A 10,905-nucleotide genomic window follows, 5' to 3' on the forward strand; every position below is an offset into this window, starting at 1 on the left:
TTGACTCGAAGGATCACACGGTGGCCGCGTCCACGTCTGGAACGACGTGCCCGACCACCGGGCGCTACACCACTATGCGGGACTCAACTGCTGATGGTCGATGAGGTCCTCTACGCCCGCCCGTATACCTCAGAGCAAGCTCGGCGTGAGGCCCTTCAGGTGTGGGTGAACCACTACAACTATCATCGGCCTCATACCTCCTGCGGAGACGCCCCTCCGGCCTCACTGGCACCGACCCGAGTCAACAACGTCATGCCCTCCTACAACTAGGGCTTCGATGACCGCGGCCTGGCTGGGCGTTGCCGGGTTCGTGGCGGCCTCTCGACGCACCGCGTCGCGGATCGCTTCGGGCACTCGCACGTTCAGGGCCGCGGTCGGCGCCCCACGCCGCGCCAGGGGCGCATACCCACCGGCCGGGTCCGAGGTCGTTGCCGGTTCTGCGGGGATCACCGCTCCGGGAGCCGGGGTCTGGGGGGCCGGGGTGGGCTTGCGTCGCTGTGCTCGCAGACTCAGGTCGGGCTCAAGCTGCTTCTCGTTCATGCGGTGACCCTTTCGAAGATGAGGCCGGCCAGGTCGGCGTAGGCGGAGGCGACGGGTTCGCGCTTCTCATAGTGGCCCAGCCAGTCGCAGGCCAGACGTGCACCGGGGACGATGGAGCGGGCCGGCACCAGGGGGGTGAGCAGCAGCCCGGTCTCGCGCAGCTCCCAGCAGGGCCATGGACTGTTTGAACGCGGCCACGCTGCGGCAGGCTCCGTGCACCCCGACGCAGTCGTCCGAGGCGGGGCGGGCCGCATAGATCACCCGTCTGCGGCGGTGAACGCGTTGGGGGTCAACGGCCCGCCCTGACGGTCGGGGCAGTGGACGACGAGCTGTGGATGCCGCGAGCGAGACGAAGGGCGGGGGCTTCGCGTCTCCGCCTCTATCGTCGGGTCCCCGCGCCCTCCGGCCGACCCCATCCATGACGGCGCGGGGCTGCCGGCGTTCCGGACGGGCCCGGTTGACCGGCCTGCGATCACCCCACCGGCCCCGGGGACAGGGTCCACGTCGAGAGCAGCCGACCCAGCAGGCAGCCCCGCCCGGCCACCCTCAGTCCCGTGGCGTGACCGAGCGCAGCGCGAGCTCGGTGAGGACGGCCGCCTCGAGGGCCTCGCGTCCCTTGTCCTCTCGGGATCCGGGCAGGCCCGCCCGGTCGCGGGCCTGCTGCTCGGTGTCCACGGTGAGCACGCCGAAGCCCACGGGAACGCCGGTGCGCACCGAGACCTCCGTCACGCCCTGGGTCACGGACTGGCACACGTAGTCGAAGTGCGGGGTGTCCCCGCGCACCACGACGCCGAGGACCACGACGACGTCGAAGCGCTCCGCCAGCCGCGCCGCAGCGACGGTGAGCTCGACGGTGCCGGGCACGCGCACGAGCACGGGCTCCAGGCCCAGGTCGGCCGCGGCGGCCTGCGCCCCGGCGATCAGCCCGTCCATGATCTCCGTGTGCCACTGGGCGGCGACGATCGCCACGTTCAGGCCGCTCGCAGCGGCGGGGTCGGGGGTGAAGGTCGGGGCTCCGGCGCCGCTCATGGGGTGTCCTCCTGGTGGGTGGGGTGGGTCGGGTCGGTGGTCGGGTCATCGGCCGGCGTGGCGGGGCCGCCGGTGGCCGTCGGCGGTTCGAGCACGCGGTCCGCCAGGGCGTGGGCCATGCGGTCCCGCTTGGTGCGCAGGTAGACGACGTTGTGCTCGGTGACGGGCGTGGGGGCCGGGACACGCTCGACGACGTCGATGCCGGCCGCCCGCAGCCCCGCGACCTTCGCGGGGTTGTTGGTGACCAGGCGGATGCGCCGATGGCCGGCGGCCGTGAGGACGGCGGCGGCCCCGGCCCAGTCGCGCGCCTCGGCGGGCAGACCGAGGGCGAGGTTGGCCTCGACGGTGTCCATCCCCTCCTCCTGGAGCCGGTAGGCGCGGATCTTGTTGGCCAGGCCGATGCCGCGTCCTTCGTGGCCCCGGAGGTAGAGGACGGCGCCGCCCTCGGCCGCCGCGCGGGCCAGGGCGTCCTCGAGCTGGGGGCCGCAGTCGCAGCGCAGGGAGCCGAGCACGTCGCCGGTGAGGCACTCCGAGTGCACGCGGACGGTGAGGGGACGCTCCGGGTCGGTCTCCCCCGCCACGAGCAGCAGGTGCTCAGCCCCGGTCTCGGCGTCCACGTGCACGCTCACGCGGAACAGGCCGTGCCGGGTCGGCAGGGTGGCCTCGGCGGGGACGGCGGTCAGGGTCGGCGTCGTCTCCTCCAGGTGGGCCACGAGGTCCTCGATGGAGATGAGCACGAGGCCGTGCTCATCGGAGAACTCCCGCAGGGCGGGCAGGCGCATCATGGTGCCGTCGTCGTGGACGAGCTCGGCGATGGCGGCCACGGGCGCGACGCCGGCCAGGCGGCACAGCTCGACGCCGGCCTCGGTGTGGCCGCGGCGGGCCCGGACGCCGCCGGGGACGGCGCGCAGGGGGAACACGTGACCGGGCCGGGTCAGGTCACCGGGGGCGGCACCGGGGTCGGCGAGCACGCGGAGGGTGCGGGTGCGGTCGGCGGCGGAGATGCCGGTGGTGACGCCGGCGGCGGCGTCCACGCTCACGGTGTAGGCGGTCCCCTTGGGGTCCTCGTTGACGGTGGTCATGGGCGGCAGGGCCAGGCGGTCGGCCAGGCCGGCCGGCAGGGGCGCGCAGATGACGCCCGAGGTGTGGCGGACGGTGAAGGCGGTGACCTCGTCGGTGGCCAGGGCGGCCGCGTAGATCAGGTCGCCCTCGTTCTCGCGGTCGGCGTCGTCCACGACGACGACGGGCCGGCCGGCGGCGATCGCGGCGATCGCCGCGGGGACGGGGTCCAGACGGATGTGCTCGCTCACGGGCGGGCCTCCTCGGTGGGTGCGGCGGGGGCGGACGGGATGAGCGCGAGACGCTCGGCGTACCGGGCGAGCACGTCGGTCTCGAGGTTGACGCGGTCGCCCGGCCGCAGGGCGCCCAGGGTGGTGGCCTCGAGCGTGGCCGGGATGATGCCGACCTCGAACCAGTGCGCGGCCGCGCCCGGGTCGGAGACGGCGGTGACGGTGAGGGAGACGCCCTGCAGGGCGATGGCCCCCTGCGCGGGGACGTAACGCGCCAGGCGGGCGGGCAGGCCGATGCGCAGGGTGGTCCAGGCCCCGTGCGGGGTGACCGCGAGGACCTGGCCGGTCCCGTCCACGTGGCCCTGGACCACGTGCCCGTCCAGGTGGTCGGTGGGGCGCAGACAGCGCTCGAGGTTGACCCGGTCCCCCGGGGCGCGGTCGCCGAGGCTGGTCATCCGCAGCGTCTGGCCCATGAGGTCGGCACGGAACACGCCGGGGCGCCCCGTGGGCTCGTCGAGGGCCGTGAGGCACACGCCGTCGACGGCGAGCGAGCCGCCGGCGGGCAGCCCGTCGAGGGCGCCGCCGGCGTCGAGGGTCAGCAGGGCGGTGTCGGCGGCCGCGTCGTGCTCGAGGGCGACGACGGTGCCGAGATGGGTGACGATGCCGGTGAACACTCAGTCCTCCTGGAAACGGGTCGGGGCGGGGGCGGTGGGCAGGCGCGGGGCCGGCACGGGGCTCAGGTGGGTCCAGACGTCGTCCCCGAGGGCACGGACGGGGCCACCCTCCGCGGGGTCGGGGTGCCAGCGCAGTGCCTCGGACAGCGTGGCGACGTCCAGGCCGGCGACGGCGGCGCGGCCCGGGCCGAGCAGCAGGGGCGCGGTGTAGACCATGAGCTCGTCCACGAGGCCGGCGCGCAGCCACGCGCCGAGCACGCGGGGCCCGCCCTCGATGAGCACGTGCTCGGCACGGCGGCCGTGGGGCCAGGGCCCGGGATGGGCGGCGAGCGCGGCGAGGACGGCGTGCGGGTCGTGGTCGAGGACCTCCAGCACCACCGGGTGGGTGCGCAGGGCGGCGCCGTCGGGCACGGGCCGGTGACCCTGGACGACGGGCACGGGCTGGTGCGCGAGTTCGGCGCCGACGGCGTCACGGGCGGTGAGGCGGGGGTCGTCGGCCAGGACGGTCCCCGTGCCGACGACGATGGCGTCGACGCGGGAGCGCACCTCGTGGGCGTGGACGCGGGAGTCCGGGCCGGTGATCCACTGGCTCGTGCCGTCGGCGGCCGCGGCGTGGCCGTCGAGGGACTGAGCGAGGTGCCCGGTCACCCACGGACGGCCTGCGTCGCGGACCTCGCGCCAGCGGGCGGTGAGCGTGAGGGCGGCCGTCTCGCCGGTGGGGCCGGTGACGTGCACCCCGTGCGCGGCGAGGCGGGCCGCGCCGCCGCCGTCGTGACCGGTGGGGTCCGCGACGGCGTAGCGCAGTGCGCCGATCTCCGCGTCCAGGACGGCCTGGGAGCAGGGGCCGGTGCTGCCGGTGTGGTCGCAGGGCTCGAGGGTGACGTGCAGCGTCAGGCCGGCGGGGTCGAGGGCGGCCAGGGCCGGATCCGCGGCGCGGGCGGCCCGCCAGCGGGCGAGGGCGTCGACCTCGGCGTGGGCGGTCCCCCGTCCGCGGTGGTGGCCGACGGCCAGGACGCGGCCGGCCTCGTCGGTCAGGACGGCCCCGACGAGGGGGTTGGCGCCGCGCACACCGCGCAGCGCGGCGTGGACGGCGAGGTCCATGGGGTCGGCGGGCGGGGTCTCGGCGGCGCTCATCGGGCGACGTCCCCCTCGGGGCCGTCGGGCAGCAGCGTCTCCACGGCGGGCTTGTCCCGGTCTGTGGCGCGCAGCCACACGAAGAAGCCGATCAGGGTGAAGGCGCCGTAGAAGGCGTACATCACGGCCGAGGCGTAGTAGCCGGTGCTCCACAGCAGGGGCACGCCGACGACGTCCACGGCCACCCAGATCAGCCAGAACTCCACCCAGCCGCGCGCCATGCCGTAGGTCGCCAGCAGCGATCCCACGAACGTCCAGGCGTCCGCCCACACCGGCTCCCACGAACCCAGGGCGCGGAACACGGGGGTGAGGGCGACGGTGCCGACCGCCATGGCCGTCACGAGGAACACGCGCCCGCGCCAGCCGGCCCACTCCGGGGTGATGGCGGGAGCGTCCTCGGCGTGGCCCCGGCGGGCCTGACGCCAGCGCGCCCAGCCGTAGACGGAGACGGCGATGAACATGACCTGTCGGCCGGCCTGGCCGAGCAGGGTGGCGTGATCGGCCCCCGTGAACAGGGAGGCGAGGAAGACCGTCAGCAGGATGAGGTTGCCGAGGATGCCCACGGGCCAGGCCCAGACCCTGCGCGCCATGCCGCCCAGGGCGGAGGCGAGGCCGAAGACGTTGCCCAGCACCTCGCGCATGAGCAGGCCCCCGCCGGCGACCGGGATGGTCCAGTTGAAGGCGTCCACTAACCAGTCCATGACCGTGACGCCACCTCCTCGGATCGGGACTCCGAGGGGTGCGCTCCGCAGCCCTCCCGCGCAGGGCGCGGAACGGCTCCGCCGCGTGCCTCTCCCATCCCGACTGTACGGTCGGCACCGGAATTCCACCGGTCAGGCCGCCCGGCACCGCCTCGGATGAGGACGGGCCGCGCGGTTAGCGGGCTGTCACCGCCGGTGCGGACTTCCACCGCATCTCGGAGCACGTTGCTGTCCAGCAGTATCGCACGCCCGGCCGGCCGCGCATGCCGGACGTCACCGGGCGACGTCCGGCGCGGCGGCCGGGCGACCGCGTCGCCGGGCTCAGTGGCAGGCGCGGGCGGCGGCGGTGCGCAGGCCGACGAGCGCGGCGTCGGGGTCCTCGGCGCCGAACACCGCGGAGCCGGCCACGAACACGTCGGCCCCGGCCTCGGCCGCGCGTTCGATGGTCTCCCGGTTCACGCCGCCGTCGACCTGGAGGGCCAGCGGGGCGGGCCCGCCGTCGAGGGCGCGGCGGGCCCGGCGGATCTTCGGCAGCACGACGTCGAGGAACGCCTGCCCCCCGAAGCCGGGCTCCACGGTCATCAGCAGGAGCATGTCCAGCTCCGGGAGCATGTCCAGGTAGGGCTCGACCGCGGTCGTCGGCCGCAGCGCCATGCCGGCCTTCGCTCCGGCCGCGCGCAGCTCGCGGGCCAGTCGGACGGGCGCCGCCGACGCCTCGGCGTGGAAGGTCACGGACTCGGCCCCCGCCTCCGCGTAGCCGGGCGCCCAGCGGTCGGCGTCCTCGATCATCAGGTGGAGGTCCAGCGGCAGGTCCGTGGCGCGTCGGATCGCCTCGACCACGGGCAGGCCGAGGGTGAGGTTCGGGACGAAGTGGTTGTCCATGACGTCCACGTGCACCGCGTCTGCGCTGGGGATGCGGGCCAGCTCGTCGGCGAGGCGGGCGAAGTCCGCGGACAGGATCGAGGGGTGCAGGCGCGGGGCGCGGGCGGTCATGGGCGGGTCCTCTCGGTCAGGCGCCGGGGGCGCGCAGCAGGGCCAGGAACATGGCGTCGGTGCCGTGCCGGTGCGGCCAGAGCTGGGCCGTGCGGGCGACCACATCGGCCGGCTCCGGCGCGCCGGCGGGTTCGGCCTCGTCCAGGCGCAGGTCGTCGAGCGCGACGGTGTCGAGGGCGGTGCGGGCGTCGAGCAGCTCCAGCTCGGGGTGGCGGCGCACGAGGTCCTGGACCTGGACGACGGTCTCCGCGACGTGCGGGGAGCAAGTGACATAGGCGAGCACGCCGCCGGGGGCGAGGACGGAGACCGCCGCGTCGAGCAGCTCGGCCTGCAGGCCGGTGAGCTCGGCGAGGTCGGCCGGGGTGCGGCGCCAGCGCGACTCGGGTCGGCGGCGCAGCGCACCGAGGCCGGTGCAGGGGGCGTCCACGAGGACGCGGTCGAACGCCGGGGCCGCCTCGGGGGCGTCGGCGATCGTGCGGCCGTCCCCGGCCCGGACGGTCCAGGCTCCGGCGGGCACGGCGGCGAGTGCCTGCCGGACGAGGTCGGCGCGGTGCGGGGCGACCTCGTTGGCCACGAGCGTCGCACCCCGCTCGGCGGCGAGGGCGGCCAGCAGGGCCGCCTTGCCGCCGGGGCCGGCGCACAGGTCGAGCCAGCGCTCGGCCCGCCCCTCGGCCGCGGGGACGGGTGCCTGGGCCAGGGCGCGGGCGGTGAGCTGGGAGCCGGCGTCCTGGACGCGGAGCACGCCCTCGCGCACCCCGGGCAGACGGCCGGCGTCGCCGCCGGAGTGCAGGGCGGAGTCCGGGGCCAGCGGCCCGGGTTCGGCGCCGTCGTCGAGGGCCGCGGCGAGCGCCTCGGCCCCACCGGCCACGGGCAGGGCGACGAGGTTGACCACGGGCGGGGCGTTGTCCGCCTCGAGCAGGGCGGCCAGCTCGGCGTCGCGGTCGGCGATGTGGCGGGTGCCGCGGTGAGCGGCCAGGGCCTGGCGCAGCGCGCGGACGATCCACACCGGGTGCGCGGTGCGGACGGCCAGGGCGGCGTCGCCGCCGTCGGCGGGGGCGACGTCGGCCAGCCACTCCTCGAGGGGGCGTTCGGCGACCCGACGCAGCACCGCGTTCACAAACCCGGAGGCGCCGGCCCCGATCTCGGCGCGCACGAGGGAGACGGTGGCGTCGAGGGCGGCGTGGGCGGGCACGCGCATGCCCAGCAGCTGGTGGGCGCCGAGCCGCAGGGCGTCGAGCACGGGTGGGTCGATCTTCTCGAGCGGGCGGTCCACGCAGCGGGTCAGGATCGCGTCGTACAGGCCGAGCCCGCGCAGGGTGCCGTAGGCGAGTTCGGTGGCGAAGCCCGCGTCGCGCCGGTCGAGGCGGGCCTGGCGGGTGCGCGCCGGGAGGACCAGGTTCGCGTACGCGTCCTCCGCGTGGACGGAGCGGACCACCCCGAACGCGACGCGGCGCGCCGGGTCGGCGGTGCGGGAGCGCTGTGACGGCGCCTGCGCCGAGTACTTCCGCCCGGCGCCGGAGCGACCCCGGTTGCGGGTGCGCCCCTGCGCGTCGCGGCGGTCCTGGGCGTCCGGCCGGGGTGCGCGGCCGCGTTCTCCGCGGGCCCCTCGCTCGCCCCCGCCCTGTCCTGCCTGTCCTTCGCGGCTCATGCGCGTGCCTCCTCGTCCTGTGCCGCGGCGTTCCGCGCGGCCTCGCGTGCCGCCGCCCGGGCGGCGGCCTCCTGGCGGGCCTGTTCTTCGTGGTGGGCGAGCGCCTCCCCGGCCAGCAGCGCGGCCCCGGCGGCGGCGCCGCGCGCCCAGTCGGCGGCCGGCATCAGCTTCCTGCCCGCCGGCTGGACGCGGGAGAGCCGGACGGCCCCGCCGGCCGTGCGCAGCCAGGCGGCCTTCGCGGCCACCAGGATCTGCCCGGGAACCGCGGCGTCGAGGGCGGAGGGCCAGCCGTCGTCGCCGGCGCGGACCGGGGCGACGCCGTCGAGCTTGAAACGGGCCGGGGCGGCGCCGTCGTCCGCGGTCAGCCAGCCCCAGGCGCCGGGCTCGGGGGTGACGCCGTTGATCCGGGCGGCCACCTCGGCGGCCGGGCGGGCGGGGTCCACCAGGCCGTCTGCGGCCGTGAGCTTCGGCGCGTGGGAGGGTTCGCCGCGCTGGGGCGTCGCCGTCGCGGTGCCGGCCGCCAGGCGGTCGAGCACGTCGATCACGAGCGGACCGCCGCGCTCGGCGAGGTCGGTGAGCACGGCCCCGGCGGTCTCGTCGGCCGCGACGGGGCGGGTGAGCCGGGCGAAGACGGGGCCGGTGTCCAGGCCCTCTTCGAGCTGGAACACGTCGGCGGCGATCTCGGTCTCCCCGGCCATCACGGCGCGCTGGACGGGGGCGGCGCCGCGGTAGGCCGGCAGCGCGGAGAAGTGCAGGTTGAGCCAGCCGTGGCGGGGGATCTGCAGGGCCTCGGCGGGCACGAGCGCCCCGTAGGCGACGACGACGGCCACGTCTGCCTCGAGCGCCCGGATCGCCTGGAGGGCATCGGCGCCCTCGGGTCCGCGGAGTCGGTCGGCCTTGAGCACGGGCAGGCCGGCCTCCTCGGCCACGATCGCGACCGGCGACGGGGTCAGCACCCGCCGGCGCCCGACCGGGGCGTCCGGCCGGGTGAGCACGCCGACGACCTCGTGGGGCGAGTCGAGCAGGGCGTGCAGCACGGGCACGGCGGTCTCGGGCGTGCCGGCGTAGAGCACGCGCAGGGGCGTCGGGGCGGTCATCGGGCGGCTCCTGTTCCGGCGGCGGGGGCGGCGGGGGCGCCGAAGACCGAGCTGACGGCGGCCGCGCGCTCGGCCCCGATGCGGCGAGCGGCGTGGTCCACCTCGCCGGCGCGCATGCGGCGGCGGGCCTCACGGCGTTCCTCGCCGTCGAGGCGGTCGACGTAGAGGATCCCGTCGAGGTGGTCGGTCTCGTGCTGCAGGCAGCGGGCGAGCAGGCCGGTCCCCCGGTGCTCCACCGGGTTCCCGTCCACGTCGGTGCCGCGGACGACGGCCTCGGCGGCGCGCGCCGGGTGGTAGCGCAGCCCGGGCACGGACAGACACCCCTCGCCCGGCTCCCGCAGCGCCTGGCCGGCGGTCTCGAGTACGGGATTGACCACGTGCCCGGCGACGCCGGCGACGTCGAACACGAAGACGCGCAGGCCCACGCCCACCTGGGGCGCGGCCAGGCCCACGCCCCCGACGGCGTGCATCGTCTCGATCATGTCCGCCACGAGGGCGCGCACATCCGCGCCCGGGGGCACGGGCGACGCGGCGGTGCGCAGGACGGGGTCGGGGACGGTGCGGACGGGCAGGACGGTCACGCCGTCACCCTATCGCCGCCCTCGGCAGACGCCGGGCGCGACGACGACCCGTCGGGCGCCACGGCCGGGGCGGCGTGGGAGCCGCCGCCGAACGCCGCGGCGCGCACGGCCTGCAGGCCGGTGGCCGCCGACACCGGGACCGACGGCGGAGGGGGGCCGATGACACGGAGCGCGGGGCCGGCGTCGTCCACGGCCTGCGCGTGCTTCCAGACCTGGCGCAGGGCCCAGAACTTGTGCCAGTGGCGGGGCAGCACGCCCGGGTTGGCCTGGTGCACGGCGACCTCGGTCTCCCCCAGGGCGACGCCGAGCAGCATCTCGGCCTGGCCGTGCCGCCACTCCTCCCAGGTGCCGGCCTCGGGGTCCACCAGGGACTCCTCCGCCTTCAGGCCGGCGGTCAGCTGCATGACCACCTTGGGATCGAGCGCCTTGACCCGTCCGTCCCGCCCCGTGCCCTTCGTCTTGTAGTCGATCAGGCACAGCCGGCCGCCGATCCGGGCGACGAGGTCCAGCGTGCCCGCGTAGCCCACCGTGTGGTTCCAGACGGTGATCTCGGCCGCGATCGGCCGGACGTCGTAGAGGTCCCACCACTCGTCGAAGCGGTCCGCGTAGGCGCCCTCGCCGTGCTCGATCAGCCGGGCCCGGGCCTCCGCCATGGTGTGGGGGCGGCCGAGGGCGCGCTGGGCCACCTGCTCGGCGTAGTCGTGCACGCGGTCCCCGCGCTCGGCCGCGGCGTCCCGGTAGCGGGCGGCGGCGTCGGCGGACTGCCGGGCCACCTGCTTCAGGCGCGCCGCGGAGCCCACCGATTCCGCCAGGCGCGGATCCTGGGTCACGGACTGGGCCGCCATCCACCCGACCCAGCCGTCCAGGTCCGTCTTCTCCATGCCGATCACGGTGGTGATGGACGGGACCTCGGGCAGGCCCGAGAGGGAGCGCGCGTACATGCGTCCGTGGGGGGTCTGATGCGCGAGGCGTGGCTGGGTCATGGTCAGCCATTCTGGCAGGGTCCCCGGACCCCCGACGGGGTGGCCCGACACGCCTCCGGACGCCGATTTTGCATCCGGGCGGAGATGGCCTAGAGTTCTTTCTCGTTGGAAAACGCAGGTGAGCGGCTCGGACGAGCGGATCCCGGCGGCACCGACGTGCACGCGTGGGCACCCGAGGACGCCCCCCGGCCCCTGTGGCTCGGCGGCATCCACTGGCCCGGCGAGCGGGGCGTGGC

The 10,905-nt window shown here is 76.3% G+C and carries 10 protein-coding genes and 1 pseudogene; 1 reads left to right on the forward strand and 10 read right to left on the reverse strand.

The annotated features are described in order from the left end of the window. Positions 1-90 precede the first annotated feature (90 nt). Positions 91-270, forward strand: a pseudogene (locus AUV08_RS11850) (integrase core domain-containing protein); the annotation flags it as partial. Positions 271-1,086: 816 nt separating this feature from the next. Here AUV08_RS11850 and ribH read toward each other — a convergent pair. From ribH to AUV08_RS09320, 10 genes are all read right to left on the reverse strand, one after another. After that, positions 1,087-1,569: a 6,7-dimethyl-8-ribityllumazine synthase gene (ribH, locus tag AUV08_RS09275; RefSeq protein WP_020624532.1), complete on the reverse strand. Its 483-nt coding sequence runs from the start codon at positions 1,567-1,569 to the stop codon at positions 1,087-1,089. Next, positions 1,566-2,879 carry a bifunctional 3,4-dihydroxy-2-butanone-4-phosphate synthase/GTP cyclohydrolase II gene (locus AUV08_RS09280; protein ID WP_020624533.1) on the reverse strand — a complete coding sequence of 438 codons (1,314 nt, stop codon included), beginning with the start codon at positions 2,877-2,879 and terminating at the stop codon, positions 1,566-1,568. Before AUV08_RS09280 ends, ribH begins: the two co-directional genes overlap by 4 nt. Beyond that, positions 2,876-3,532 carry a riboflavin synthase gene (locus tag AUV08_RS09285; RefSeq protein ID WP_036341523.1) on the reverse strand — a complete coding sequence of 219 codons (657 nt, stop codon included), beginning with the start codon at positions 3,530-3,532 and terminating at the stop codon, positions 2,876-2,878. The genes AUV08_RS09280 and AUV08_RS09285 overlap by 4 nt, the downstream gene beginning before the upstream one ends. After that, on the reverse strand, positions 3,533-4,666 hold the full coding sequence (gene ribD / locus AUV08_RS09290; RefSeq protein WP_041102755.1) for a bifunctional diaminohydroxyphosphoribosylaminopyrimidine deaminase/5-amino-6-(5-phosphoribosylamino)uracil reductase RibD: 1,134 nt from the start codon (positions 4,664-4,666) through the stop codon (positions 3,533-3,535). Beyond that, entirely contained in the window at positions 4,663-5,367 is a 705-nt protein-coding gene (gene pnuC / locus AUV08_RS09295) for a nicotinamide riboside transporter PnuC (RefSeq protein WP_004167571.1), read from the reverse strand. Before pnuC ends, ribD begins: the two co-directional genes overlap by 4 nt. 321 nt (positions 5,368-5,688) lie before the next feature. Beyond that, positions 5,689-6,360: a ribulose-phosphate 3-epimerase gene (gene rpe / locus AUV08_RS09300; RefSeq protein ID WP_036340795.1), complete on the reverse strand. Its 672-nt coding sequence runs from the start codon at positions 6,358-6,360 to the stop codon at positions 5,689-5,691. Between the two features lie 16 nt (positions 6,361-6,376). Next, positions 6,377-8,008 (reverse strand): RsmB/NOP family class I SAM-dependent RNA methyltransferase, encoded by a 1,632-nt coding sequence (locus tag AUV08_RS09305; protein ID WP_061873216.1) that lies wholly within the window; start codon positions 8,006-8,008, stop codon positions 6,377-6,379. Beyond that, the gene (locus AUV08_RS09310) at positions 8,005-9,087 is read right to left on the reverse strand and encodes a methionyl-tRNA formyltransferase (RefSeq protein WP_228070664.1); all 1,083 of its coding nucleotides are present in this window, start codon (positions 9,085-9,087) and stop codon (positions 8,005-8,007) included. The genes AUV08_RS09305 and AUV08_RS09310 overlap by 4 nt, the downstream gene beginning before the upstream one ends. A gap of 14 nt (positions 9,088-9,101) precedes the next feature. Beyond that, entirely contained in the window at positions 9,102-9,686 is a 585-nt protein-coding gene (gene def, locus AUV08_RS09315; protein WP_061867729.1) for a peptide deformylase, read from the reverse strand. Further along, positions 9,683-10,669 (reverse strand): cytochrome, encoded by a 987-nt coding sequence (locus tag AUV08_RS09320; protein WP_061873217.1) that lies wholly within the window; start codon positions 10,667-10,669, stop codon positions 9,683-9,685. The genes def and AUV08_RS09320 overlap by 4 nt, the downstream gene beginning before the upstream one ends. Positions 10,670-10,905 lie beyond the last annotated feature (236 nt).

The sequence above is a fragment of the Micrococcus sp. CH7 genome, from assembly GCF_001595485.1.
Classification (GTDB): domain Bacteria; phylum Actinomycetota; class Actinomycetes; order Actinomycetales; family Micrococcaceae; genus Micrococcus; species Micrococcus luteus.

Bases quoted from the DNA above. Each gene is read 5' to 3' on its own strand.
- ribH (WP_020624532.1), bottom strand. From the start codon at position 1,569: ATGAGCGGCGCCGGAGCCCCGACCTTCACCCCCGACCCCGCCGCTGCG.
- ribD (WP_041102755.1), bottom strand. From the start codon at position 4,666: ATGAGCGCCGCCGAGACCCCGCCCGCCGACCCCATGGACCTCGCCGTC.
- pnuC (WP_004167571.1), bottom strand. From the start codon at position 5,367: ATGGACTGGTTAGTGGACGCCTTCAACTGGACCATCCCGGTCGCCGGC.
- rpe (WP_036340795.1), bottom strand. From the start codon at position 6,360: ATGACCGCCCGCGCCCCGCGCCTGCACCCCTCGATCCTGTCCGCGGAC.
- AUV08_RS09305 (WP_061873216.1), bottom strand. From the start codon at position 8,008: ATGAGCCGCGAAGGACAGGCAGGACAGGGCGGGGGCGAGCGAGGGGCC.
- AUV08_RS09320 (WP_061873217.1), bottom strand. From the start codon at position 10,669: ATGACCCAGCCACGCCTCGCGCATCAGACCCCCCACGGACGCATGTAC.